The sequence below is a fragment of the Amycolatopsis sp. FU40 genome (assembly GCF_021903635.1).
GTDB lineage: Bacteria > Actinomycetota > Actinomycetes > Mycobacteriales > Pseudonocardiaceae > Amycolatopsis > Amycolatopsis dendrobii.
Genome location: NZ_CP091381.1, coordinates 8,767,344 through 8,793,334 on the forward strand (window position 1 = coordinate 8,767,344; position 25,991 = coordinate 8,793,334).

Sequence of the window (25,991 nt, forward strand, 5' to 3'; positions counted from 1 at the left end):
CTCATCCGACACCCGCTCCCCGGCCGGAAGGTCCGGCCGGGGGCGTTCGTCGGGATTCGCGGGAGTGCCCGCTACGTTCGATCCGGGTTCGGGGGGCGTTTCGTCGGTGCCGTTCCCGTGGTCGTTCACGTAACTGACTCCCGGTGTGTCGCTCAGTCTGCCGACGCAGGTGTATCAGATGCGGACGGGCGGCGGCGACGGCGGCGGCGTGCCGGACGGTCTCCGGTCTCCCCGGAGTCGGACGTCGTCGCGGGGGTGGCGTTGCCGGTGGAGGTCGCCGGGCCGGTCGCGTCTGCTCCCGAGCGGGTGCGGCGGCGGGTCCGGGGGCGGTCTTCCTGCTGGTCAGAGGCAGCCGAGGCGGCGTCAGCGGCCTCGATCGCGGCGGCGGAGCGGGCGCCGCCGCGGGTTCGCTTGCGCGGGGCGCGGTTGCGTTTGCGCGGGGCTTCCTCCTCCGCTGACGACGAACCCGTCGAAGCAGAGCCGCGGCGGCCTCGGCGCTTGCCGCCCAGGTCTTCTTCCTTCTCGGCCGACAGGCCGGCCCGCGTGCGCTTCGACAGCGGCAGGCGGCCCTTCGTGCCCTCCGGGATGCCCAGGTCGCTGAACAGGTGCGGCGACGACGAGTACGTCTCCACCGGCTCCGCCAGGTCGAGGCTCAGCGTGTCCGAGATCAGCTTCCAGCGCGGTTCCTCGTCCCAGTCGACCAGGGTGATCGCGACCCCGGTGCGACCCGCGCGGCCGGTGCGGCCGATGCGGTGCACGTAGGTCTTCTCGTCTTCCGGGCACTGGTAGTTGATCACGTGCGTGACGTCGTCGATGTCGATGCCGCGCGCCGCGACGTCGGTCGCCACCAGCACGTCGACCTTGCCCGAGCGGAACGCGCGCAGCGCCTGCTCACGCGCGCCCTGCCCGAGGTCGCCGTGCACCGCGGCCGCGGCGAAACCGCGTTCCACCAGGTCGTCGGCCACCTTCTGGGCGGTGCGCTTGGTCCGGCTGAAGATCATCGTGAGCCCGCGGCCCTCGGCCTGCAGCGCCCGCGCGATCAGCTCCGTCTTGTCCATCGAGTGCGCCCGGTAGACGAACTGCGCCGTGCGCTCGTGGATCGCGCCCGCGTCGTTCTCCTCGGCGCGGATGTGCGTGGGCTGGTTCAGGAACGTCCGCGCGAGCGTGATGATCGGGCCCGGCATCGTGGCGGAGAACAGCATCGTCTGCCGCTCGTCCGGCACCATCCGGAGGATCCGCTCGATGTCCGGCAGGAAGCCGAGGTCGAGCATCTCGTCGGCCTCGTCGAGGACGAGCCCGCGGATCTTGCCGAGCACCAGGTGCTGCTGTTCGGCCAGGTCGAGGAGACGGCCCGGGGTGCCGATGACGACGTCGACGCCCTTGCGCAGCGCCTCGATCTGCGGCTCGTACGGCCGGCCGCCGTAGATCGCCAGCGTGCGGATGCCGAGGTGTTTGCCTGCGCCCTTCAGGTCGTTCGCGACCTGGATGCACAGCTCGCGCGTGGGCACCACGACCAGCACCTGCGGGGTGCCGTCGCCGGGCACCTGCACGCGGTGCAGCAGCGGGACGCCGAAGCCGAGCGTCTTGCCCATGCCGGTGCGGGCCTGGCCGATGAGGTCGTCGCCGGCCATGGCGAGCGGCAGGGTCAGCGCCTGGATGGCGAAGGTGCGCTCGATTCCGGCTTCGCCGAGCGCCTTGACGATTTCCGGTTTCACTCCGAACGACGCGAACGTCGGCGACTCCTCGGTCACCGGGGCACCGGCCTGCAGCGGGTGCGACGTGTCCAGCGCGGCCGGTCCGTTTTCGCTGTGCTCGAGGGCGACAGCGGCGGTGGCCTGCACGGTTTCGGTCTGTTCGGTTGTGGACTGTTCTGCGGTCAGGGTGATCGCCTCTCTCGTGACCAGCGCGCACAGGCCGGTTGTCACTCGACACTCGACCGGGGGCCTGACTCGCACCGCGGCCTCTTCTGCGGAGGCCAGTGGCGCCGGAGCCGCCCTCCCGGGAATGCCGCTGGGAGGCGTGCACGCACACTTTCGGCGAACCCCGGTCGCCCTGGTGGCACCGGCCGTTCGCCTGGTTCCCGCCGCTCCTGGAACCCTTAAGAAAAAGGCGGTCCGGCGCGGCGAAGCTTCTGTTTATCCGTCCGCAGTGTAGCTGGTCAGGTGTTTTCCGGGGAATACCGGGAGCGGCGGCGCGGCGTGGGATCGGTCTCTTCACGGCGCGGGCCTGCGGTTCGGCGATACCCTCGTCGCCGTGACCGACCCCGCCGAAGCTGCCGCGCCCCCCACCTCCCCGCCTGCGATCAGCGAAGGCGTCGTCGACCTGCTCGGCGTGATCGCCTACCTGGAGCTGTCCGCGTTCGACCGGATGGCCGAGGACGCCCGCAGCGCGCCGACGCTCGCCGGCCGCGCCGCGCTCGCCTCGATGGCGGCCGCCGAGATCGGGCACCTCGATCTGCTGACGAAGCATCTGGCCGCGAACGGCGTCGCGGTCGAGGACGCGATGGCCCCGTTCGTGTCGCAAGTGGACGCCTGGCACGGCTCCACCCGGCCGAAGTCGTGGCTGGAGTCGCTGGTCAAGGCGTATGTCGGGGACGGGCTCGCGGCCGATCTCTACCGCGAGATCGCCAGCTGGCTCGACCCGGAGACCAAGGACCTGGTGCTGACCGTGCTCGCCGACACCGGGCATTCGGCGTTCGCCGAACGCGAAGTCGCGGCCGGGATCAAGGCCGATCCGAAGGCCCGCGACAAGCTCGCGCTGTGGGGCCGCCGGCTGCTCGGCGAGGCGCTCACCCAGGCGCAATACGTGGTGGCCGAGCGCGATGGCCTGGCCGAACTGATCGTCGCCGGGTCCGGTGACCTCGCGGGAATCGGCGCGCTGTTCCGCCGGTTGCAGCAAGGGCACACCAAGCGCATGCAGGCGCTGGGGCTGGGCTGAGCGAGTGGTCGCGAGTCACCTTCTGGTCGCACGCCACCGCGTCGGCCCGCTTCGGTTAGCCTTGCCGGGCGTAGTCACAACGAGTTTCCAGCGGAGGTCCCACGTGGAGGTCAAGATCGGCATCAAGGACACGCCGCGCGAGCTGGTGGTGTCCAGTGGCCAGACTCCCGAAGAGGTGGAGAAGCTGGTCGCCGAGGCGCTGACGGCCGGTGACGGGCTCTTCCGCCTCAACGACGAGAAGGGCCGCAAGTACCTGGTCCCGTCCGACCGCATCGCGTACGTCGAGATCGCCCCGTCCGACGTCCGCAAGGTCGGGTTCGGCGTCGGCGACTGATCGAGCCGAGCTTTAAAGGTCCGTGAAGGGCCCCTTGAGGGAATCAGATTCCCTCAAGGGGCCCTTCACGGCTTTCCGGGGACCGGTCAGGCGGTGGCCTCTTCGACCTCGGCCAGTGTTTTCGGGACCGAGAACGGCGGTGTGGACGTGCCGGTGAGCCGGTAGCGGCCCCACGGGTCCGGATCGGACAGTTCGCCCTCGGCGGTGTGCTCGCCGATACGCACCTCGCACGCCTTCTTGCGCCCGCCGACCGCATCGGCCAGCTTCGGGTTCGCGGCGACGCGGCCGTACCAGTGGTAATAACCGTCGATCGGCTGGAAATAGCCGCGCAGATCGACGTCCGCGGCGATTTCCGTGCCGTCGACGACCAGCGTCGCCGAGCCGGTGTAGCCGTCTTCGTCGCTCATCCGGGGTCCTCTCGTCAGCCGGCCTCGTCGCCGGCGGCGGTGTCGTTCTCGGTCCGTCCGAGCTGGACGACCTTGTTCTCCTCGAGCGGCAGGTTCGGGTCGATCACCACGCCCTGCTGACGGGTGAGCCCGTCGATCGCCGCCCAGATGATCTGGGTGAGGTACTCGACCACCGAATCGCGGCCCATCGAGCGCCGGTCCAGCCACCATTCGCCGGTGCTCTGGACCATGCCGACGATGCCGTGCGCCCACGGTTCGGCCGCGCCGGAGTCCATGTTGAACATCCGCATGTAGTCGCCGAGCAGGGCGGTCAGCGCGGTCGCGATGACCTCCTTGTCCTCCGCGACGACGTCCGAATCGGTGGTTTTGCCCGGCAGTCCGCCGTGTGCCAGCAAGCGGTACAGGTTCGGATGTTCTTCGATGACGCCGAAGAACGCGTCGAGCGCCATCCGGATCCGCGGCACCGGCGCGAGTTCCGCGTTGATCGCCGGGATCAGCCGTTCGAAAAGGATCTCCGTGCCGCGCTGGCCGAGTGCGACGTACAGGTCGGCCTTGTCCTCGAAATGCCGGTACAGCACGGGTTTCGTGACGCCCGCTTCCGCGGCGACGTCCTCCATGCCGAGATCCGGACCGTGTGCGTCGAGCGCGCGCAGGGCCGCTTCGACGAACTCCGCGCGACGGGCGATGCGGTGCTTGCGCCAGCGATCGCGGCGGGCGTCCCCGGTGCTCGTTTCGGTGTCGGCTGCCTGCTTGCCGGACTGCTTGCTGGAGCGCTTGACACGTTCGATCACGGCGGTCATGCTACCAGAGGTAACTGTTACCACGGGTTACATGTTCTGGAGCACAGTTCCCGTGGCGACAGGCGGGACGCGGCTTCTCGATTCAACGGCGAGTCAGGCGCTGGAAGGGGCTGATGATGACGCGGACGCTCAAGGTGACCGACCGGGAGGCGACGGCACAGCGGTTGCTGAAGTCGGCGGCGAACAAGTTCTACGACCCGGACGTCGACATCGACTGGGACGCGCCGCTGGTCGAGGGCAAGCGGTACATCCTGCCGGAGCGCTCGTCGCTCTACGGCACCCCGCTGTGGGACCGGCTGAGCCCGGAACAGCGGATCGAGCTGGGCAAACACGAGATGGCCAGCATCGCGACCACCGGGCTGTGGTTCGAAATCCTCCTCATGCAGATGCTGCTCAAGGAGGTCTACGAACAGGACCCGACGACGGCGCACGCGCAGTTCGCGCTCACCGAGATCGCCGACGAGTGCAGGCACTCCACGATGTTCGCGCGGATGTCCGCGCGAATCGGCTGCCCGACCTACGGTCCGGTGCCGGTGCTGCGGCAGTTCGCGAAGCTGATGCCGACCATTTCCTACGGCCCGGCGCGCTACGGCGCGATCCTGGTCGCCGAGGAGGTGCTCGACCGGCTGCAGCGCGAGCAGATGAACGACGAGGAGATCCAGCCGCTGGTCCGGATGGTGAACCGGATCCACGTGCTGGAGGAGGCGCGGCACGTCACCTTCGCCCGCGAGGAAGTCACCCGCGGCATGGCGAAGCTCGGCCGCGCGGAGGTCGCCTACCAGCAGTTCAGCATCGCGCTGATCTCGTACTTCGTGACGCGGGCGTTCATCAACCCGAACGTCTACAAGGCGGTCGGGATCCGGCCGCGCGAGGGCGTCGAGACGGCGCTGAACAACCCGCACTGGCGCGCGACGATCGCGTGGGCCGGGGAGAAGATCATGCCGTTCCTGCAGGAGTCCGGTCTGGTCGGGTTGCCAGGGAAACCGTTCTGGCGCAAGTCTTTCCTGTTGCCGGAGGGCAAATGACCACCGCCGACGTACTTTTTCCCGCGGAGGCGAAATGACCACCGCCGACGTACTTTTTCCCGCGGAGGCGAAATGACCACCGTAGAGCGGTTGCGGAATCCCGCCCGTGAGCACCGGTTCGTGACCAGTGACGGCTGTGCGCTGCACGTCGAACTGAGCGGCCCGGCCGACGCCGCGGTGACGCTGGTGCTGGTGCACGGCTGGACGCAGGACCACCGCACGTGGGACGGCGTCATGGACCACCTCGGTCCCGGTGTCCGTACCCTGCGCTACGACCTGCGCGGGCACGGCGGTTCCGCGCCCGCGACCAAGGAAACCGGGACGATTCCGCGGCTGGCCGACGATCTGGCCGAGCTGATCGCCGCGCGCGTGCCGTCGGGTCCGCTGGTGCTCGCCGGGCATTCGATGGGCGGCATGACCATGATGGCGCTGGCCGAACGGCATCCGGACCTGGTCCGGGACCGGGTGGTCGGCGCGGCGTTCGTGGCGACGTCCTCGGGGCAGATGGACCGGATCACGCTGGGGCTGCCCGGAATGGCTGGCCAGTTCTCCGCGCGGTTCGAGCGCAGGCTGGCGAAAGCGTTGTCGCACCGCAAGGGCGAGCGGCTGCCGTTGAGCCCGGCGATGGTGCGTTCGGGGGCGCGGTTCCTCGTGTTCGGGGAGCACCCGCGCCGCGCGGACCTCCGGCTGGTGGCGGATCAGCTGCTGTGCGCGCATCCGGCGAGCCTCGGCGCGTTCCAGGACGCGATCTCGACGCATGACCGGCGCGTCGCGCTGGCGACTTTGCGCGGTACCCCGTCCGTGGTGCTGGCGGGGGAGAAGGACCGGCTTTGCCCGCTGCCGCACGCGAAAGTGATCGCGGACGAGCTGCCGGACGCGGAGTTTGTCCGGTTTCCCGGTGCTGGGCACATGTTGCCGCAGGAACGGGCGGCCGAGGTCGCGAAACGGATCGGGGGGCTCGTGAGTGTTCATGCCGGTTAGAACCGGCATGAACACTCACGAGAGCCACCTGCTCGTAACCGTGCGCGTTCAGCCCTTTCGCGCTCGTACCTGACTGTCGGCTGTTCCCGGCCGCCCGGCGCTGTCACGCTGGGTGGCTGGGATGTCGCCGACAGACAGGACGGGGCATGGGGCAGCCGCTGAGCGCGCACGTCAACCGGAGCCTGATGGCGATTTCCCGGCGGGCGGAAAGCGTGGACCGGCACACGCTGGCCAAAACCTTCGTGGTGGCCGGGTCGTTTTCGGCGATGCTGCATTCCGCCGACCACCAGATCCTTTACGGCCGCCGCGGCACCGGGAAAACGCACGCCTTGCTGTACTTGGCCGATCTGGTCGAGGAGACCCACGACGTCGCGGTGTACCTGGATTTGCGCACCATCGGCTCCACCAGCGGCCTGTACGCGAATCAGCAGCTGCCGGTGCCGCTCCGGGGGACTCAGCTGCTGGTCGACACGCTGGAAGCGGTGCACGAACAGCTGCTGACCACGGCGATCGAGACGAGGGTTTCCGATCAGGAAGGCTTGTTGCAGGGCCTGGACGAGCTGACCGAGGCGGCGACGACGGTCGAGGTCGTCGGCAACGTCGAGCGGGAGACGACCGTCGGGGGTTCCGCGGAGCAGTCGACCAGCGCCGGGGCCTCGGCGTCTTGGGGACCGGGCGGTCCGCGTGGTCAGGTGACGATGTCGGGAAGCAGCCGGCATTCGGTGACAGCTTCGGATCGCTTGCGGCGCACCGGAACCGAGCATCATCAGGTCATCTTCGGGCCGCTCAGCCGGGCACTGGCGCGGATCACGGCCGCACTCGCACCAGCCCGGCTGTGGTTGCTGCTGGACGAGTGGAGTGCGATTCCCCTTGAGCTGCAACCGTTGCTGGCGGATCTGCTGCGCCGCAGCGTGCTGCCGACGCACGGGACGACGGTCAAGATCGCGGCGATCGAACGCCGGTCCCGGTTCCGCGAACCAGGTTGCGCAGGCGATTACGTCGGCATCGAGGCCGGCGCGGACGCGGCCTCCGCGGTCAGCTTCGACGACGTGCTCCTGTTCGACCACGGCCGAACCCAGTCGAGACAGTTTTTCGCCGAGCTCTTCCTCAATCACGTACGACCGCGGATGCCGGTGACCGACGACGCCGCGGAATTCGTGGCGACGGCGTTCAGCCGCACCGCGTTTCCCGAACTCGTGCGCGCGGCCGAGGGGGTGCCCCGCGACGCGATCAACATCGCCGCGTTGGCCGCGCAGCACGCGAATACGGCGACGATCGGGATCCGGCACGTCCGGCAGGCCGCGCAGGATTGGTATCTGCGCGACAAATACGCCGCCATCGCCGGGAACGAACCGGCCTTGACGACGCTTCGCTGGCTGGTGGACGAGGTGGTGGGCCGACGACGCTCGCGTACTTTCCTGCTCGACCACGCCAGCGGCGCGCACGACGAGACCATGCGCGATCTGTACGACGCCAGGCTCGTTCACTTGGTACGGCGCGGGATCGTCAACCGAAAGCGGCCGGGAACGCTCTACGACGGGTTCGCCATCGACTACGGCTGCTACGTCGCCTTGTTGTCCGACAGCGAACAACCGTCGCGGCGAAGCAAATCCGACGCCTGGCTGACCGATTCCCGCGGCGCGGCACCAGACAGCGGCCACCTCGAGCAACTGCTGGTCGAGCTGCCCGGGACGGCGAGATCGGTGCCCCGCCAGCGAAAACCGCGCGAATGACTAGCGGAGCCGTTCGAGCGCGGCGACGGTGGCCGGGACGTCTTCCCAGATCGGCGAGTGCCCGGTCCCGACGGTGACGAGTTCGCTGTCCGGAAGGTGGTCGACAAGGTGCTGGGCGTCCGCGAGCGTGCGGGCGCGGTCGTGGATTCCGTGCAGCACCGTGACCCGGCAGCGGATCGACGCGAGCCGCGGCGTGAGGTCCAGATCCCGTTGGCTCGTCAGGGCTTCCAGCGCGGCTTCGGCCGGGACGCGGGCGGCGTAGCCGAGCAGTTCAGTGCGCAGATCCGGCGGCAACGGAGTGGCGAAGGACCGGTCGAGGACGGCCGCGTGCAGGTCGGGGCCCCATTCGGCGGCGATCGTGGCGAGGATCCGGTCGACGTCGCCGTGCCCGCGCATGTGCGCGCCGGTGTTCGCGAGCAGCAGCGCGGACACCAGTTCCGGCCGGGTGGCCGCGACCATCGCCGCGATACAGCCGCCAGTGGAGTGTCCGATGAGAGTGACCGGGCCGCCGTGCTGGTCGATCCGGTCGGCGACTCGCGCCGCGATGTCCTCGATCCCCCACGGACCCGGTGCGGTCATCCAGTCGACCGCGTCCAGCCGGTCGGGCAGCGCGGCCGCCAGCGGTGCGTATATCCGTGGGCTGCACAACGTGCCCGGCACCGCCACGACGGGCACGGACTCAGTTGTCCTTGAGCGGGAAACCGCCGCCGATGCCGCGCCAGGCGAGGTTCGCGGTGAGCGCCACCGCGTCCTCGCGGCTCATCGACTGGTTGTGCTGCAGCCAGTAACGCGCGCTGACCTGGCTCATCCCGACCAGGCCGACCGCGAGCAGGCGGGCCTTCTCCTCGTCCAGCCCGGCGTCGGAGGTGATCGTCTCGGTGATGGCCTCGACGCTGGCCGAGGTCGCGCGGTCCACCGCCTCCTGCACGGCGGGTTCGCCGCGGAGATCGGATTCGAAGACCATGCGGAACGCGCCGGCGTCGTTGTTCACGAAGTCGAAGAACGCGCCGACCGTGGCCGGGACGCGCTGGCGGTTGTCCGTGGTGGAGTTCAGCGCGCCCTGCACGCGGCCGACAAGGTCGTCGACGTGGCTTTCCAGCAGCGCGATGTACAGGTCGAGCTTGCCGGGGAAGTGCTGGTAGAGGACCGGTTTGCTGACCCCGGCCTCCTCGGCGATCTCGTCCATCGCCGCCGCGTGGTAGCCGTGCTCGGCGAAGACGCGCTGCGCGGCCGTCAGCAACTGGGCCCGGCGCTCGGTCCGGGGCAACCGGACGCCTCGTTGCAGTCGCGCCATCTCCGTCATTCTTCCTCCGTCCGCAGCCTTCGCCGGGCGGGTTCACCACCGCGTGAAGTGAACCTGACATTACTCGTGGGTACGCCCGAAATGCCAAGGGTCAGGCATCCTGGACTGGTGACGACCACGACCTCCCGCCCCGCCACCGCGGCGGCGGTCCGCCCGCCGGTGACCCAGGTGCCATTGTCGACTACGCCCCTTCCGCCGCTCGACGGGGCGCTGCCTGCCTGGCCGGGAACGGTCGAAGACGGCCTGCACATCCGGCACACGCCCGGTCCGGACGGCACGCCCGCGGTCTACGTGCACGGGCTCGGCGGATCGTCCACGAACTGGACCGACCTCGCCGCGCTGCTCGCCCCCACTGCTTCCGGACAAGCCGTTGACCTGCCCGGATTCGGCTATTCGGAACCCGAGGAAGGATTCGCCTACAGCCTCGACGACCACGCCGAGGTCATCGCGAGCAAGCTGGAGCGGCTCGGCAAACCGGTGCATCTGCTCGGCAACTCGATGGGCGGCGCGATCTCGCTGCTGGTCGCGGCACGGCGGCCGGAGCTGGTGAGAACTCTCACGCTGATTTCCCCGGCGATGCCGGACCGCCGCCCGGACCCGCGCAGGCTGTCCGATCCGCTGATGGCGCTGGCCTATCTCCCGGTGGTCGGGGCGAGGGTGCGCCGCCGGATGGCCGGGATGACCGCCCGCGAACGCGCCGCGCAGGTCATCAAGCTGTGCTTCCACGATCCGTCGCGCTTCCCGGACGCCCGGCTGGACGAACTGGTCGAGGAGCACGCCGCGCGTGCCGGGTTCCCGTGGGCGCTGGCCGCGATGGAGCGCAGCACGTTCGGCATCTTCCGGCGCTGGACCGCGCTCGGCGCCGCGTCGCTGTGGTCGGTCGCCAAACAGGTCGAGGCCCCCACGCTGGTGGTCTGGGGGCTCCACGACCGGGTGATCTCGGTCAAGCGCGCGCTGCGGACGGCGCAGACGATTCCCCGCGCCCGGATGCTGGTCCTCCCGCGCACCGGACACGTTGCGCAGATGGAACGCCCGCAGGTAGTGGCCAAGGCCGTACTGGGTCTCTGGGAGGGCGCGGACAAGGGCTCCTGGTAGCCCGGACGGGGGACCGCGGATCGCCGGGGAGCCCGCCAGTCGCTGCCGGGAACGTCGCCGCCGTGTGGCACCCTGGGTCGGTGGACCGGCTGAAGCAGGACGCGCGAGCGAAGGACCGGCGGGGCCCGACCGCCGGGTCGGCCCGGCGTTCAGCGTCCTCCGGATCCGGCGATGCGGAGGCCGACTCTCCGCGCGTCGGCCAGTACCGGCCCGCGCGCAAGCCCGCCCAGCGCGTGGGCGAGGACCGGTACCGGCCGGGCAGCAGGCGCACCAGCGCCGAGCCGCTCGCCGCCGCCTGGAAGCCCAAGGACGGCGGCTCCGAGAAGCGCCCGGCTCCGAAGAAGAAGCAGTCGCCGTTCGGCCGGTTCGTGAAGACCTACGGCTGGCGCGTGTACGCGCTGCCGATCCTGGCCGTGATCACTGTGCTGGTCGCTGTCAACACCGCCACCAGTTCGCCCGAGGCCGGCACGGCCGGCAGCAGCGGCGAAGTCGCGTCCGGCGACACGTCCTCGGGCGCGATCGACGGTGGCGGCGGCATCCCGGAGAACCCCGCGCAGCCGGTGAATCTCAACGTGCCCACCGCCGACCTGCCTGCCGGCGGCAATTTCACGCAGACGGGCAAGGGCACCTGGCACGTCGTGCCCGGGTCCAGCGACGTTGTGGGCAAAGCGGGGAAGCTCTACACCTACACCGTCGAGGTCGAGGACGGCATCGATCCGGCGAGCTACGCCGGCGACGACAGCTTCGGAACCGCGGTGCAGGGCATTTTGTCCGATCCGCGCAGCTGGACCTGGAACGGCGAGATCCGGTTGCAGCGGGTCGACTCGAGCTATCCGAACCCGAGTTTCCGGGTGAGCCTCACCACGCCGGACACCACGCACCGGCCGGACGCGTGCGGGTTCCAGATCAAATTCGAGGCCTCCTGCTACCGGCGCAGCATGGGCCGGGTGCTGATCAACTTGTCGCGCTGGGTGCGCGGCGCGAAGGTCTACATGTCCGATATGACCGGGTACCGGCAGTACGCCATCAACCACGAGGTCGGGCACGCGCTGGGCAACAACCACGTGGGCTGCCCAGGAAACGACCAGCCGGCTCCGGTGATGATGCAGCAGTCGTTCGGCGTCGCCGACGACTACGTCGCGATGCTGAACAACATCCCCGGCGGCGACAAGGGCAAGGTCGCCGCGGACCACCGCGTGTGCAAGCCGAACGCGTGGCCGAACCCGACCCCGCCGGGCCAGTAACAACGTCCCACGATCTGAGAGCAGGGAAGTGTCCCTTGCGAGCGGGCGTTGAACATACTGGGATCGACTACGCGACCCGCGCGAGTATGGAGGACCCGATGTCAGACACGGCACTGCCGCCGCTCGTCGAGCCGGCAGCCGAGCTCACCAAGGAAGAGGTGGCCCGGTACAGCCGTCACCTGATCATCCCGGACGTCGGGGTGGTCGGGCAGAAGCGGTTGAAGAACGCGAAGGTCCTGGTCATCGGTGCGGGCGGGCTCGGAAGCCCGGCGCTGCTGTACCTGGCGGCCGCCGGCGTGGGCACGCTCGGCATCATCGACTTCGACGTCGTCGACGAATCCAACCTGCAGCGCCAGGTGATCCACGGCCAGTCCGACGTCGGCAAGCTCAAGGCCGCGTCGGCGCAGGAGTCCATCGCCGAGATCAACCCGCTGGTCAAGGTGCACCTGCACACCGAGCGGCTCGAATCGGCGAACGCGCTGGAGATCTTCGAGCAGTACGACCTGATCCTCGACGGCACGGACAATTTCGCGACCCGGTACCTGGTCAACGACGCGGCGGTGCTGCTCGGCAAGCCGTACGTGTGGGGTTCGATCTTCCGGTTCGAAGGCCAGGTGAGCGTCTTCTGGGAGGACGCCCCGAACGGCAAGGGTCTCAACTACCGGGATCTGTACCCCGAGCCGCCGCCTCCCGGCATGGTCCCGTCCTGCGCCGAAGGCGGCGTACTCGGCGTGCTGTGCGCGTCGATCGGCTCGATCATGGTGACCGAGGCGATCAAGCTCATCACCGGCATCGGAGAGCCGCTCCTCGGGCGGTTGATCTCCTACGACGCGCTGGAGATGAAGTACCGCGAGGTCAAGATCCGCAAGGACCCGGAGACCCCGAAGATCACCGAACTGATCGACTACGAGGCCTTCTGCGGCGTCGTGTCGGACGAAGCCGCCTCGGCCGCCTCGGGCAGCACCCTGACCCCCGCGGAACTGAAGGCCAAGTTCGATGCGGGCGAGGACTTCGCCCTGATCGACGTCCGCGAGCCGCACGAGTACGAGATCGTGAACATCAAGGGCGCCACGCTGATCCCGAAGGACCGCATCCTTTCCGGCGAGGCACTGGCGGAGCTGCCGCAGGACAAGCCGATCGTCCTGCACTGCAAGTCCGGCGCCCGCTCGGCTGAGGCACTGGCAGCACTGCATGCAGCAGGCTTCAAGGACGCCACCCACCTGGGCGGCGGAGTCCTGGCCTGGGCCCGGCAGATCGACCCAAGCCTGCCGACTTACTGAGCACGTCTGTCCGTGAAGGGCTCCTTGAGGGACTTAGATTCCCTCAAGGAGCCCTTCACGGCTTTTCGCGGTACGTGCGCCACCCTCACTGACTCTGTTTCACCCAGGGTTCCCCTCACGCCCCGCTCCGCCCCGCCCCGCCCCGCTCCGCCCCGCCCACCCGCCGGAATGCGCCCCCAATGTGGCATTGGGTGCGTCAGGCGCACCGAACGCCACATTGGGTGCGTCGCATGCACCCAATGCCACATTGGGGCGTTAGCCCCCACCGCCTACGACACCGCAGCCGGTGCACTCAACCATCGAGGCGCCCAGACCGTCAGCACAATCAAGCTTCGGGGTGCCCCACGCAACCACCCCGGCAAGGTCGCCGCCAGGCGACGAGCCGAATCACCGACCAGCGAGTCTCCCCGGGAACCACGCCCACCCCGGGGTAACCTCCCCCTTTGTGCGGTCAACCCTCGAACGTCCCTCCGAACGCGTCTGCTCCGCGTTCGGCAGCGACGCCGACGCCATCACCCTTCTCCCGGACTCCGAAACCTGGCACGCCGGAGACGTGGTCTTCAAACGCGTCACCGACCGCTCTCAAGCCCTCTGGACCGCCCGAGCCCTGGACTTCGCCGAAGACCCCGGCCTCCGCATCGCCAAACCAGTCCGCTCGCGAGACGGCCGCTGGATCGTCGGAGACTGGTCAGCCTGGCGCTACCTCCCCGGTGCCGCCGAGCACCGCTGCGACGAAGCAGTCCTCGCCGCGGTACGCCTGCACCGGGCAACGGCAGACCTTCCTCGACCGGACTTCCTCTCCGCACGCGACGACATCGACGCGATAGCCGACCGAATCGCCTGGGAAGAACAAGACCGTCCCCTCTCCGAGGAGAAAGGCGGCCGCTGGTTCGAAATCCTGGCCCCGGCCCGCCGCCCGATCAAACTCCCGCACCAGGTCGCTCACGGCGAACTCCTGGCCGGCCTGCTTTTCGACGGCGACGCAGCCCCCGGCGTAGTCGATTTCGTCCCGTATTACCGCCCAGGCGAATGGGGTGCGGCGATCGCCGCGGTCGACTCGCTGATCTGGGGCGGCGCGACCGGAGCCCTCTTGGAGCGCTGGGCTCACCTCCCCGAATGGCCCCAGCTCCTGCTGCGTGCCATCCTCTTCCGTCTCGCGTCACACGCATTGGACCCCAAGTCCACGAATGCCGCATTGGACGGCCTGCGCGCAGCGGCCCGCGAGGTCAGCGCGATCCTCTGACTCACCGCGCACCCCCGGTGTGACGGCGGGCAATGTCAACTGCCTGAAACATTCCGGCACTTCGAGGTAACACGGCGTCCTTACCGTCGGGTCATCGCCGACTCGAGGAGCGCCTGTGCCGCACGTCGACACACATTGCCCGTACTGCGCTCTGCAGTGCGGGATGCGCCTGGACGAGACCCGGGTCACGCCAAGGAACTTCCCGGTCAACGCGGGCGGCCTGTGCCAGAAAGGCTGGACCGCCGGCGCCCTGCTGAAATCCGGCGCACGCCTGAGCTCCCCGCTGCTCCGCCGCGACGGGGAACTGCAGCCGGTCCCCTGGGACGAGGCACTGGATTTCGTCGCGGACCGGCTGCTGGCCTCGCGTCGGGACCACGGCGCGGATTCGGCCGCCGTGTTCGGCGGCGGCGGACTCACGAACGAAAAGGCTTACCTGCTCGGGAAATTCGCTCGGGTCGCGCTCGGAACGTCGCAAATCGACTACAACGGCCGATTCTGCATGTCCTCGGCCGCCGCGGCCGGGATGCGCGCGTTCGGGGTGGACCGCGGACTTCCGTTTCCGGTAACCGATCTTGCGAACGCGGATGTCGTGCTGCTCGCCGGGGCGAACCCGGCCGAGACGATGCCGCCGTTCATGCAGCATCTCGATAGTGCGGAACTGATCGTCATCGACCCGCGTCGCACGCCGACAGCCGAGCGGGCCGCCCTGCATCTCGCGCCGGCGCCGGGCACGGATCTCGCGCTGGCGTTGGGAATTCTGCACGCGGTCGTCGCCGAGGGACACCTGGACAAGTCCTATGTGGATCTTCGGACGTCCGGATTCGACGAAATGTGGCGCATTGCCGCGACGTGGTGGCCGGAACGGGTCGAGCGGGTGACCGGGGTCTCGGCCGCGGATCAGCGGCAGGCCGCGGAAATGCTGGCTCGGGCAGGCAACGCATACGTGCTTACTGGGCGTGGGACGGAGCAACACGCTTCGGGCACCGCGACAGTCGGCGGGTGGATCAATCTCGCCCTCTCGTTGGGATTGCCCGGTCGCGCCGGATCCGGCTTCGGCTGTCTGACCGGGCAAGGCAACGGCCAGGGCGGACGCGAGCACGGGCAGAAAGCGGATCAGCTGCCGGGCTACCGCAAGATCGACGACCCGGCGGCGCGGGCGCATGTCGCCCAGGTTTGGGGCGTGCCAGCGGAAAGCTTGCCCGGACCCGGACGGTCGGCGGTCGAACTGCTCGACGAGCTGGGCGATTCGATCAAGGCATTGCTGGTGTTCGGGAGCAATCCGGTGGTGTCGGCACCGCGCTCGTCGCGTGTGCAGGATCGGTTGGCCGGTCTGGATCTTCTCGTGGTGGCGGACTTCGTCCTGTCGGAAACCGCGGAGCTGGCTGACGTGGTCTTCCCGGTCCCGCAATGGGCCGAGGAGGAGGGCACGCTGACCAACCTCGAAGGTCGAGTCCTCTTGCGGCAACGCTCGATCGAGCCGCCGGACGGAGTGCGCGGCGATCTGTCGTTGTTGCGGGATCTCGCAGTCCGCATTGGACAACCTGCGGAGAGGTTCCCGGACGAGGCGGGGGAGGTCTTCGAGGAGCTGCGTGCCGCGTCGAAGGGCGGAGCCGCGGACTACTCCGGCGTGACTTACCAACGATTGCGGTCCGGAGAAGCGTTGCACTGGCCGGTTCCGGACGAGACGCACCCAGGCACGCCGCGAATGTTTCTCGACGGTTTCGCGCATCCGGACGGCCGGGCACGGTTCGCTGAGGTTGACCACAGCGGACCCGCTGAGCTGCCGGACGAGGCTTTTCCGTTGCAGGCCACGACCGGTCGCGTATTGCAGCACTACCAATCCGGAGCCCAGACCCGCCGGATCGCGGAGTTGACGGCGGTCGTGCCAGAGGTGTTCGTCGAAGTGCATCCGGATACCGCGGCGCGGTCCGGACTGGCCGACGGCGACCGTGCGCTGGTGCGATCGCGACGCGGGGAAACCGTCGCGCGGGTGCGGTGCGTGCCGTCGATGCGGGCGGACCTCGTCTTCCTGCCGTTTCACTTTCCCGGTGCGGCACGGGCGAATCTGGTGACCAACCCGGCGCTCGACCCGGTGAGCCGGATGCCGGAGTTCAAGGTGTGCGCGGTGTCGTTGGCGAGGGCGGAAGCATGAGCGCGCGGAACGTCGTCATCATTGGTTACGGAATGGCCGGGGCCCGGCTCGCCGACGAGATCCGGCGGCGCGATCCGGAAGGCGACCGAGTGCGGCTGACCGTGCTCGGCGAAGAACCGCATCCGGCCTACAACCGGGTGCTGCTGTCCACTGTGGTCGCAGGCGGGATGAGTCCGGACACGGTGCGGTTGCACGATTCCGAGTGGGCCGCGCAGACCCGGGTCGATCTGCGGCTCGGAACCAGGGTGACGCGGATCGACGCGGTGCGCCGGGTCGTCTGCACTGAAACTGACGAATTTCCTTACGACGCGGTCGTTCTCGCGACCGGAGCCGCGCCTTGGCTGCCGCCGGTCGAAGGGCTCGAACTCGGACCGGAGGTCGTGGCGTTCCGGACGCTGGACGACTGCGCGCGCATCGTGGACGCCGCTCGTCCGGGCGCGCCGGTCGCGGTACTCGGCGGCGGGCTGCTCGGCCTGGAAGCCGCACGAGGGCTGGCCGGTCGCGGAGCGAACGTGACCGTGGTGCATCCGCAGCCGCACGTCTTGGAGCGGCAACTGGATTCCGGCGCGGGCCGGGTGCTGGCCCGTCGGCTGGCGGAGCTGGGCGTGACGTTCCGGTTCGAGGTGACGGCCGCTCGGCACCTGCCCGGAGACGGTCTGAAACTCGACGACGGCAGCTTCGTTCCCGCAGACCTGGTCGTGGTCGCGGCCGGAGTCCGCCCGGAGACGTCGCTCGCCGAAGCCGCCGGGCTGGCGGTGGACCGCGGAATCCTGGTGGACGATCTGCTCCGGACCAGCGACGGCCGCATCCACGCGCTGGGCGACTGCGCGCGGCACCCCGGTGCGCCACCGGGATTGGTGCAGCCCGCGTGGGAACAGGCCGCGGTGCTCGCGGATCTGCTCACCGGCTCGGACGCCACAGCGCGCTACCGCGGCACCCGCACGGTAACCCGGCTCAAGGCCCGCGACATCGATCTCGCCGCGCTCGGCGAAACGCAGGTGACCAGCGAGGACGCCGCCGCCGAGGTCGTGACCTTCGACGATCCGTCCGGCGGCAGGTACGGCAAACTGGTCGTCCGCGGCGACCGGGTGACCGGTGCGATCCTGCTCGGCCTGCCAGACGCGGCGGCGACCGTGACGCAGCTGCACGACCGGGGCACTCCGGTACCCGAAGACCGGCTCGCGGTGCTGCTCGGCCGTGCGCTGCCCGCGGGCGCGCCAACGGCGGCGAGCCCAGCCGATCTTCCTTCGTCCACAGTGATCTGCCGCTGCAACGCGGTGACCAAAGGCCGGCTGATCGAAGCCTGGCGGGGTGGCGCCACCGACGCTGCCGCACTCGCCCGCACCACCCGCGCCACCACGGGATGCGGCAGCTGCCGCGACACGGTCGGCGCGGTCGCGGACTGGCTGGCCGCGCAATGACCGCCCCCGGTAACGAGGAGGACGCCATGACCCGCCGTTGGATCGAGCATTGGGATCCCGAGGACGACGAGTTCTGGGAAACGACCGGCAAGCGCGTCGCCCGGCGCAATCTGTGGTTCTCCGTGTTCTCCGAGCACATCGGCTTCTCGATCTGGACCTTGTGGTCGGTCGTGGTGCTGTTCATGGGCCCGGCCTACGGGTTCAGCGCGGCGGACAAATTCCTGCTGGTCTCCACCCCGACCGTGGTCGGCGCGATCATGCGGATCCCGTACACCTTCGCGGTCGCGCGCTTCGGCGGTCGCAATTGGACAGTCATCAGCGCCGTGCTGCTGCTCATTCCGACAGTGCTGACCGCCATAGTGCTGCACCCGGGTACTTCGCTGGGCACGTTCGTGCTGATGGCCGCGCTTGGCGGGGTCGGCGGCGGCAACTTCGCGTCCTCGATGGCGAACATCAACACCTTCTATCCAGAACGGTACAAGGGCTGGGCGCTCGGATTGAACGCCGGCGGCGGAAACCTCGGCGTCGCGGTGATTCAGCTCGTCGGACTCCTCGTCATCGGCACCGCTGGTGCGACCGCGCCGCGATTGGTCCTGTACATCTACCTTCCCCTGATCGTCATCGCCGCGACGTGCGCCGCGTTGTTCATGGACAACTTGGCCAGTGTTCGCGGTGACACCAAGGCCATGCGCGAGGTGGTCCGTTATGGACACACCTGGGTGATGTCGCTGCTGTACGTCGGCACGTTCGGTTCCTTCATCGGCTACAGCTTCGCTTTCGGTTTGGTGCTGCAGAACCAGTTCGGCCGGACGCCGTTGCAGGCGGCCGCGGTGACGTTCCTCGGTCCGCTGCTGGGTTCGCTGTCCCGGCCGATCGGCGGATGGCTGTCGGACCGCATCGGCGGCGGTCGCGTCACCTTCGCGACATTCGGGGCGATGGCGTTGGCGACCGTGGTCTTGGTGCTGGCTTCTTCCGCGGACTCGCTGGCGACGTTCACCGCCGCGTTCATCGTTTTGTTCGTGCTCACCGGAATCGGCAACGGATCGACGTACAAGATGATCCCGGCGATCTTCCAGGTAAAGGCGCGGGCCGCGATTCAAGCCGGTGCGGACGAGGCGACGGAATTGCGCAACGCGCGTCGGCTGTCCGGGGCATTGATCGGCTTGGCAGGTGCGATCGGCGCGCTGGGCGGGTTGTTCATCAACCTCGCCTTCCGGCAGTCGTTCGCCGAAGCGCACAGCGGCGTTCCGGCGTTCGTCGGATTCCTGGTCTTCTACGCGGTGTGCGTGGGTGTGACGTGGTTCGGCTACCTGCGCAAGCCGGCGGTGCGTGCGCAGGTGGCGTTGGCAGGAGCGGAGGTCTGAAATGCCTACAGTGGTGGTCGCCGGGCACGGCATGGTCGCGCACCGGTTCGTGGAGGCACTTCGCGCGGCAGACGCGGCGGGCGAGTGGCGGGTCGTCGTCTTCGGTGAGGAGAACCGTCCCGCTTACGACCGGGTCGCGTTGACCTCCTATGTGGACAGCTGGGATCCGGCCGCCTTGGCGTTGCCTGGCTCGGATTACGCAGACGATGACATGGTCGAGCTTCGGCTTGGCGAGGTCGTCGTGTCGGTGGACCGCGAAGCCAAGACGGTGACGACAGCTTCCGGACACGTCGAGCGGTACGACTCGCTGGTGCTGGCGACCGGTTCGCGTCCGTTCGTACCGCCGGTGCCGGGGCGGGATCTGCCGGGCGTGTTCGTGTACCGGACGATCGAAGACCTCGACGCGATTCGTGCCGCAGCTGAACGGCAGGGCCGCGGCCGCCGTGCAGCGGTGGTGATCGGCGGTGGTCTCCTCGGTCTGGAGGCGGCGAAGGCGTTGCGGGACATGGGGTTGTCGCCGCATGTGGTGGAGATGGCACCGCGGCTGATGCCGTTGCAGGTCGACGACGGCGGCGGCGGTCTGTTGCGGCGGCTCATCACGAACCTTGACGTAACCGTCCACACTGGAACCTCGACGGACGCGATCGAGGCCGACGGCTCGCGGTTGCTGGCCCGGCTGGGCAACGGTACGGAGCTGGACGTCGACCTGGTGGTCTTCTCCGCCGGTGTCCGTCCTCGGGACGACTTGGCCCGGGAGTCCGGTTTGGACGTTGGCGAGCGCGGTGGCGTGCTGGTCGACGCGACGTGCCGGACCAGCGACTCGGCGGTTTACGCGATTGGCGAGTGCGCGGCGGTCGAAGGCCGGGTGTATGGCATCGTCGCGCCCGGGTACGCGATGGCGGAGGTGGTCGCGGCACAGCTCACCGGCACGACGGCGAGTTTCCCCGAACCGGACACCGCAACGAAGCTGAAGCTGATGGGCGTGGACGTCGCCAGTTTCGGCGACGCGCACGCGGCCACCGAGGGCTCGTTGGAAGTCGCGGTGAACGACGCCGTGGCCGGAACGTACAAGAAGCTCGTGGTGACTGACGACGGCCGGACGCTGCTCGGCGGGGTCCTGGTCGGCGACGCGGCGGAGTACAACACGCTCCGCGCGCTGGTCGGGCGTCCGCTGCCCGCCGACCCGGGCGCGTTGCTCGCCCCGGCCGGCGGCGGTGCGGCGGTCGGCGTGGACGCGTTGCCGGACGAGGCGCAGGTCTGTTCGTGCAATGGCGTTTCCAAGGGCGCGCTGACCCGGGCGATCACCGAGGACGGTTGTGATTCGGTCGGGAAACTGAAGGCGTGCACGCGGGCGGGAACGTCATGCGGCTCGTGCGTGCCGATGCTGGCCAAGTTGCTGAACGCGTGCGGGGTCGAGCAGTCGAAGGCGTTGTGCGAACACTTCGCGCAGTCTCGTGCGGAGCTGTTCGAGATCATCCGCGCGACTCGGATGACGACGTTCAGCGAGGTCGTGAGTCGGTACGGCACCGGGACGGGGTGCGCGGTGTGCAAGCCCGCGGTGGCGTCGATCCTGGCGACGCTGGGCAACGGGCACATCCTCGGCGGCGAGCAGGCGGCGCTGCAGGACACGAATGACCGGTTCCTCGCGAACATGCAGCGCAACGGCAGCTACTCGGTGGTACCGCGGATTCCCGGCGGCGAAATCACGCCGGAGAAGCTGATGGTGATCGCACAGGTCGCGCAGGATTTCGGGCTGTACACGAAGATCACCGGCGGACAGCGGATCGACCTGTTCGGGGCCACGGTGGACCAGTTGCCGGACATCTGGCGGCGACTGGTCGACGCGGGCTTCGAGTCCGGGCATGCGTACGGCAAGTCGTTGCGGACGGTCAAATCCTGTGTCGGCTCGACCTGGTGCCGCTATGGCGTCCAGGACAGCGTGGGATTGGCGATCGATCTGGAGCTGCGGTATCGCGGACTGCGGTCGCCGCACAAGATCAAGGCCGGGGTATCCGGATGCGCGCGTGAATGTGCTGAAGCGCGCGGCAAGGACTTCGGCGTGATCGCCACCGAACACGGATGGAACCTCTACGTCGGCGGCAATGGCGGAGCGACGCCGCGGCACGCGGAACTGCTGGTGTCTGATGTGGATACCGAGACGCTGGTCCGCACGATTGACCGGTTCCTGATGTTCTACGTGCGCACGGCGGATCGGTTGCAGCGCACGGCACCGTGGATCGAGGAGCTCGACGGCGGACTTGACCACCTGCGTGCGGTGATCGTGGACGACAGCCTCGGCATCTGCGAGGACCTGGACGCGGCGATGGCTAAGCACATCGAGGGCTACACCGACGAATGGCGAGGAGTGCTGGAGGATCCGGACAAGCTGGCGCGGTTCAGTTCGTTCGTGAACGCGCCGGGGACACCGGACCCGTCGATTTCGTTCCGGGCGGAGCGGGAGCAGAAGATCCCGGTGCTGCTGGGAGTTCCGGAGGTGCGACGATGACCATGACTTCATCCTGGACGGCGGTCTGCGCGGCGGGGGCCATCCCGGAGTTCTCCGGAGCGGCAGCACTGATCGACGGTCAGCAGGTCGCGGTGTTCCACGCCGGCGACGGTTGGTACGCACTGTCCAATTGGGATCCGTGCAGTGGTGCGGCCGTGCTGTCGCGCGGGATCGTCGGCGACGCCGGGGGAGAGCCGGTGGTCGCGTCGCCGGTCTACAAAGAACGGTTCTCGCTCCGCAGCGGCGCGTGCCTCGACGCGGAAGGGGTTTCGGTGCCGGTGTATCCGGTTCGCGTACGGGACGGGGTGATCGAGGTGGGCTCGCCGTGACGGACGTCCGGCCGCTGGCCGGGTTCACGGTGGGAATCACGGCAGCGCGCCGGGCTGAAGAGCTGGGCGCGCTGCTTGTGCGCCAGGGCGCTGCCGTCCGGTATGGACCCGCGATCCGGATCGTGCCGCTGGCCGACGACACCGAACTGCACGCGGCGACGATGCGATTGCTGGAGTCGCCGGTGGACATCGTGGTGGCGACGACCGGGATCGGGTTCCGCGGATGGATTGAGGCCGCGGAAGGCTGGGGTCTCGGCGAGAAGGTGCTCGACCACCTGTCGAACGCTTCGCTGTTGACGCGCGGCCCGAAGGCGGCTGGAGCGGTGCGGACGGCCGGGTTGGCGGAGGACTATTCGCCTGCGTCGGAAAGCAGCGCGGAGCTGTTGCAGTACTTGACGCAGTCCGGAGTGGACGGACGCCGGATCGCGTTGCAACTGCACGGCGAGCCGCTGCCGTACTTTGCGGAGACCCTTCGGCAGGCGGGCGCTGAGGTGATCGAGATCCCGGTGTACCGCTGGGTGGCTCCGGCCGATCCGGGACCGCTGGACCGGCTGTTGGACGCCGTTTTGGAAGGAACGATCGACGCGCTGCCGTTCACGAGCGCGCCCGCTGCCGCGTCCACTGTCGCGATGGCGCGGCGGACCGGTCGGCTCGGTGCGTTGATCGAGGTGTTGAGCAGCCGTGTGGTCGTGGCGTGTGTGGGACCGATCACGGCCGCGCCGCTCGCTTCGCTGGGTATTTCGACTGTCCAACCGCTACGGTCGCGGATCGGCGCGCTGGCGAGAACGGTTGCGGACGCGTTGGTCACAGCCTCGCCGACGCTGTATGCCGCCGGTCATGTGTTGCAGATCCGCGGCACGGGTGCGCTAGTCGACGGCGAATGGCGCGAGATCGCTCCAGCGCCGATGGCGCTCCTGCGCGCGCTCGCGCGACAGCCCGGCCGAGTGGTCGCGCGCCGGGAGTTGTCCGCCGAGCTTCCCTCCGGCGGCGAGGCGCACGCGGTGGAGACGGCGATCGGCCGGTTGCGGACGTCCCTCGGCGGTACCGGGGTGGTGCAGACAGTGGTCAAGCGTGGTTATCGGTTGGCGATGAATCCCGGCGACACCCCAGCGCCGATCGGCTAGCCTCGACACGGTGCGGATGGTCCCGATCCCGCCGGGAACGGTGACGCTCACCGACCGGCGGACAGAGCGCAGCTGGACAGTCGAGGTGCCCGCGTTCGAGCTTGGCGCGTTCCCGGTCACTCAGGAGCAATACGACGGCGGCGGTCGTCTGCCTGCCGTCGAGGTGTCCTGGTTGGACGCGGTGCGGTTCTGCAACGCACTGTCCGAACGGGACGGACTGCCACCGGCGTATCGGCTTGACGGCGGCGACGTGGAGTGGGACCGGTCTTCATCGGGCTACCGGCTGCCTACGGAAGCCGAATGGGAACACGCCTGCCGAGCGGGCACTGCGGGCCCGAGGTACGGCGACCTGGACGAGATCGCCTGGTACGAAGGAAACTCCGGCGGTCGGCTGCATCCGTCCGGTGAGAAGCTTCCGAACGCCTGGGGCGCCTACGATCTGCTCGGCAACGCCTGGGACTGGTGCTGGGATCTCTACGATCCGGCGGTCTACGGCGAGTACCGGGTGCTCAAGGGCGGCGGCTGGGCGGACGAGCACTGGAGTGTCCGGGTGTCGGTGCGTCGCCGGAGCCACCCGACGTTCCGCGTGGACGATGTCGGCTTTCGCGTCGCACGGTCCAGTTAGGACTGCGCGGAGTCCCACCAGGACAGAATCCGGGTGCCGTACAGCGTCAGCCACTTCGAAGGTTCCCCGGCCGGTACGTCGACCTCGAACCACATGTCGCCGCGCAATCGACCGTCCTGTAGCCAAGTTCCGTCCGGCTGCCGGGCGGCGCGAACCCGTTCGACGGCGTCGGCGAGACGCGGGTCCGGCGGAACGTCGTCCACAATGGCGGCTTCGCGGAAGTGCTCGAGGGCGTTGATCGCGCTGTAGTGCCACCGCATCGGGTACGCGAAGTGGTCGACCCAGGACGCCACCTGCTCGCCAGTCGAAAGCCGATACAGCAGGCGGCGTTCGAGCAGGTACTCCTCACCGGCGCGGCGGGCGGCGTGCGTCTCGTCGGTGCCGCCGGTCGCGATGTCGTAGGCGAGCAGGCCCTTCACGGCGTTCAGCGTCGAGTGGAAGGACGAGCGCTTCGACCCGTCGACCCATTCGCAGTTCCAGCCGCCGTCGGCCAACTGGTGTTCGGAGAACCAGCGGGCGAGCTGTGAGACGTCGACGCCGAGCCAGCCGCCGTTCGCGAGGGTCCAGGCATTGATGCAGACGTCGACCTCACCGCCCCAGTACGGCAAATTTTCGTATTCCCATCGGGAATTCTCAGCGATCAGCTCGGCGGTGCGGTTGGCGCGCAGGACCGCCGGATCCATGCCCCATTCGCGCAGCATGGTGAGCGACCAGGTGGTGGCCGTCCACGGCTGTCCGGTATCGGGGCCGGACTCGAATCGCGCCGGGAAGTAAGCGCCGCCAGCCCACTGCCCGTCCGGGTCCTGCCGGGCGAGGAGTCGCGCGCCGAAGCCCTCGGTCGCGATCTTGTGCCGGGTGGCCGTCCAGACTTCGGGCGGCGCGTCCGCTAAGTCCCGTTCGACCTGCCAGCGCAGCGTCGGATCCGAGTCGAGCAGCCATTTCAGCACGTCAGAACTTTAGCCCGCCGGTCAAGCCCAGGTCACGGAAAAGTCCTGGTAACCCCGTGCGGACGCGGCCCGGGCCGCCTCGTCCTCGGCCGCGGCACGGTCCGCGCGACGGAGCGGATCGAATTCGGCCAGCGTGAAAGCCAGTCGTTTGCCGGACGCCTTCATCCGCCAAGTACCCAGAATCTCGCCGTCGACTAATAACGCACCAGGGCTGCCGAGAATTTTCCACACCTCTTTCGCTCGCGCTTTGTCCGGAACGAGGACGGCTTTGTCGCGACTCTGCGTATACGGATCGAGCGGAGGCAGCAGACGCACTCCGGCGGGCGACGGCGGGTTCTCCAGCGCGGCCAACTGATCATCCGGGATGAAGGCTCGCCGGCTGTCCACTTTGACCTCGGTAACCGCCGATGGCCAAGTTTTGGTTATGCAGGTCTTCGCAGTGCCGACGAAACCGGCCGCGTCACCCGGCGTAGCAGGTCCGTTGAAGCGCAAATACTGCTGAAGCACCCGCGAAACCGCCGCCGGAACCGGACGCGTGGACATCCGTCCGCGACCCTCCAGCGGAGCGAGCGTCGCCGGACTCTGCCCGGCTTCGAGCCGCGCCCCGCCGTGGAGAGAAGCGACGCGCATGAGCTGTTCGTGCACGTGGGTCGCGTTGCAGGGGCGGCACCACCGGCTGAAGGAGGATGGCAGCAGCTTCGTGATTTCCCCGCTCACCACACCCTTGGTCATCGGCTTGGTGACCACCTTGCGGATCGCCCGCGCGGTCGTGAACACAATGTCCACAGGGGACTCGTCGGCTGCCTGGATGTCCTTTTTCTGCCACAGCATCCGCGCCAGCGCGTCCGGATCGTCGATCGGCACCAAGGCGGCTGTCAGCTCCGGCAGATCCGCACGCCGGTGAAAATGCGGCGCGCCCCGGTGCGACCACACCAGGGCGAGCCGCTGATCGTCCACAAGAGACTCCGGCGTGACCGGATCCGGCATCCGGGCCGCCAGCGAGAGCAGGGCGGTGTCGCGCATGCTGTCCTGCAATCCGAGGTCCAGCAACGGCAGGTCGTGCGGATCGGCGACGGAGCGGTGCAACCCCTGCTCGGCGATCCGGTACGCCAGCGCCTGTTCGCGCGACACCTCCAGCATC

General features: G+C 68.9%; 23 protein-coding genes. 16 read left to right on the forward strand and 7 right to left on the reverse strand.

Translation table 11 applies throughout. The features are described 5' to 3' along the window. Positions 1-152: 152 nt before the first annotated feature. Positions 153-1,751: a DEAD/DEAH box helicase gene (locus tag L3Q65_RS41640; protein ID WP_237601002.1), complete on the reverse strand. Its 1,599-nt coding sequence runs from the start codon at positions 1,749-1,751 to the stop codon at positions 153-155. A gap of 502 nt (positions 1,752-2,253) precedes the next feature. On the opposite strand from L3Q65_RS41640, the gene L3Q65_RS41645 reads away from it, so the two are divergent. Further along, positions 2,254-2,937, forward strand: coding sequence for a ferritin-like fold-containing protein (locus L3Q65_RS41645; protein ID WP_182894358.1), 684 nt, complete (start codon positions 2,254-2,256; stop codon positions 2,935-2,937). A gap of 103 nt (positions 2,938-3,040) precedes the next feature. After that, positions 3,041-3,271 (forward strand): DUF3107 domain-containing protein, encoded by a 231-nt coding sequence (locus L3Q65_RS41650; protein ID WP_009072973.1) that lies wholly within the window; start codon positions 3,041-3,043, stop codon positions 3,269-3,271. Positions 3,272-3,357: 86 nt separating this feature from the next. On the opposite strand, the gene L3Q65_RS41655 is transcribed toward L3Q65_RS41650, so the two are convergent. Next, entirely contained in the window at positions 3,358-3,678 is a 321-nt protein-coding gene (locus L3Q65_RS41655) for a DUF4873 domain-containing protein (RefSeq protein WP_182894357.1), read from the reverse strand. Between the two features lie 14 nt (positions 3,679-3,692). Continuing rightward, a complete protein-coding gene (locus tag L3Q65_RS41660; RefSeq protein ID WP_037815860.1) occupies positions 3,693-4,478 on the reverse strand; it encodes a TetR/AcrR family transcriptional regulator in 786 nt (261 codons plus the stop codon). 116 nt (positions 4,479-4,594) lie between these two features. Here L3Q65_RS41660 and L3Q65_RS41665 point away from each other — a divergent pair, with 116 nt between their 5' ends. The 3 genes from L3Q65_RS41665 (at position 4,595) to L3Q65_RS41675 (ending at position 8,217) form a co-directional block, all read left to right on the forward strand. Continuing rightward, positions 4,595-5,503 (forward strand): diiron oxygenase, encoded by a 909-nt coding sequence (locus tag L3Q65_RS41665; protein ID WP_067586114.1) that lies wholly within the window; start codon positions 4,595-4,597, stop codon positions 5,501-5,503. Positions 5,504-5,575: 72 nt separating this feature from the next. Next, positions 5,576-6,484 (forward strand): alpha/beta fold hydrolase, encoded by a 909-nt coding sequence (locus L3Q65_RS41670; RefSeq protein ID WP_182894356.1) that lies wholly within the window; start codon positions 5,576-5,578, stop codon positions 6,482-6,484. 146 nt (positions 6,485-6,630) lie between these two features. Beyond that, entirely contained in the window at positions 6,631-8,217 is a 1,587-nt protein-coding gene (locus tag L3Q65_RS41675) for an ATP-binding protein (RefSeq protein WP_220508086.1), read from the forward strand. Here the strand turns inward: L3Q65_RS41675 and L3Q65_RS41680 are convergent, their stop codons facing one another. Continuing rightward, positions 8,218-8,892, reverse strand: coding sequence for an alpha/beta fold hydrolase (locus tag L3Q65_RS41680; RefSeq protein WP_237598086.1), 675 nt, complete (start codon positions 8,890-8,892; stop codon positions 8,218-8,220). A gap of 4 nt (positions 8,893-8,896) precedes the next feature. Further along, positions 8,897-9,520, reverse strand: a complete 624-nt coding sequence (locus L3Q65_RS41685) for a TetR/AcrR family transcriptional regulator (RefSeq protein WP_009072985.1) — start codon at positions 9,518-9,520, stop codon at positions 8,897-8,899. Positions 9,521-9,601: 81 nt separating this feature from the next. Between L3Q65_RS41685 and L3Q65_RS41690 the strand changes: the two genes are divergently transcribed. The 11 genes from L3Q65_RS41690 (at position 9,602) to L3Q65_RS41740 (ending at position 23,903) form a co-directional block, all read left to right on the forward strand. Continuing rightward, positions 9,602-10,615 carry an alpha/beta fold hydrolase gene (locus L3Q65_RS41690; RefSeq protein WP_220508085.1) on the forward strand — a complete coding sequence of 338 codons (1,014 nt, stop codon included), beginning with the start codon at positions 9,602-9,604 and terminating at the stop codon, positions 10,613-10,615. 80 nt (positions 10,616-10,695) lie between these two features. Continuing rightward, positions 10,696-11,859 (forward strand): DUF3152 domain-containing protein, encoded by a 1,164-nt coding sequence (locus tag L3Q65_RS41695; RefSeq protein WP_182894352.1) that lies wholly within the window; start codon positions 10,696-10,698, stop codon positions 11,857-11,859. Positions 11,860-11,957: 98 nt separating this feature from the next. Then, the gene (moeZ, locus tag L3Q65_RS41700) at positions 11,958-13,139 is read left to right on the forward strand and encodes an adenylyltransferase/sulfurtransferase MoeZ (RefSeq protein WP_182894351.1); all 1,182 of its coding nucleotides are present in this window, start codon (positions 11,958-11,960) and stop codon (positions 13,137-13,139) included. A gap of 445 nt (positions 13,140-13,584) precedes the next feature. Then, a complete protein-coding gene (locus L3Q65_RS41705) occupies positions 13,585-14,382 on the forward strand; it encodes a TIGR02569 family protein (protein WP_182896383.1) in 798 nt (265 codons plus the stop codon). A gap of 115 nt (positions 14,383-14,497) precedes the next feature. After that, entirely contained in the window at positions 14,498-16,534 is a 2,037-nt protein-coding gene (locus L3Q65_RS41710; RefSeq protein ID WP_182896382.1) for a molybdopterin oxidoreductase family protein, read from the forward strand. Beyond that, on the forward strand, positions 16,531-17,955 hold the full coding sequence (locus L3Q65_RS41715) for an FAD-dependent oxidoreductase (protein ID WP_237598087.1): 1,425 nt from the start codon (positions 16,531-16,533) through the stop codon (positions 17,953-17,955). The genes L3Q65_RS41710 and L3Q65_RS41715 overlap by 4 nt, the downstream gene beginning before the upstream one ends. A gap of 26 nt (positions 17,956-17,981) precedes the next feature. Continuing rightward, complete coding sequence (locus L3Q65_RS41720) at positions 17,982-19,319, forward strand: NarK/NasA family nitrate transporter (RefSeq protein WP_237598088.1); 1,338 nt, start codon at positions 17,982-17,984, stop codon at positions 19,317-19,319. A 1-nt stretch (position 19,320) separates the two neighbouring features. Continuing rightward, a complete protein-coding gene (gene nirB, locus L3Q65_RS41725; RefSeq protein ID WP_237598089.1) occupies positions 19,321-21,825 on the forward strand; it encodes a nitrite reductase large subunit NirB in 2,505 nt (834 codons plus the stop codon). Beyond that, entirely contained in the window at positions 21,822-22,154 is a 333-nt protein-coding gene (nirD, locus tag L3Q65_RS41730; RefSeq protein ID WP_182896378.1) for a nitrite reductase small subunit NirD, read from the forward strand. The genes nirB and nirD overlap by 4 nt, the downstream gene beginning before the upstream one ends. Further along, positions 22,151-23,278 (forward strand): uroporphyrinogen-III synthase, encoded by a 1,128-nt coding sequence (locus tag L3Q65_RS41735; RefSeq protein WP_237598090.1) that lies wholly within the window; start codon positions 22,151-22,153, stop codon positions 23,276-23,278. Before nirD ends, L3Q65_RS41735 begins: the two co-directional genes overlap by 4 nt. 16 nt (positions 23,279-23,294) lie before the next feature. Beyond that, a complete protein-coding gene (locus L3Q65_RS41740; protein WP_370648239.1) occupies positions 23,295-23,903 on the forward strand; it encodes a formylglycine-generating enzyme family protein in 609 nt (202 codons plus the stop codon). Here the strand turns inward: L3Q65_RS41740 and L3Q65_RS41745 are convergent. Together L3Q65_RS41745 and L3Q65_RS41750 are read right to left on the reverse strand one after the other, a co-directional pair. Beyond that, positions 23,900-24,850 carry a squalene cyclase gene (locus L3Q65_RS41745; RefSeq protein ID WP_237598092.1) on the reverse strand — a complete coding sequence of 317 codons (951 nt, stop codon included), beginning with the start codon at positions 24,848-24,850 and terminating at the stop codon, positions 23,900-23,902. The genes L3Q65_RS41740 and L3Q65_RS41745 overlap by 4 nt on opposite strands. Before the next feature lie 21 nt (positions 24,851-24,871). Then, positions 24,872-25,990 (reverse strand): winged helix DNA-binding domain-containing protein, encoded by a 1,119-nt coding sequence (locus tag L3Q65_RS41750; protein ID WP_237598093.1) that lies wholly within the window; start codon positions 25,988-25,990, stop codon positions 24,872-24,874. Position 25,991 lies beyond the last annotated feature (1 nt).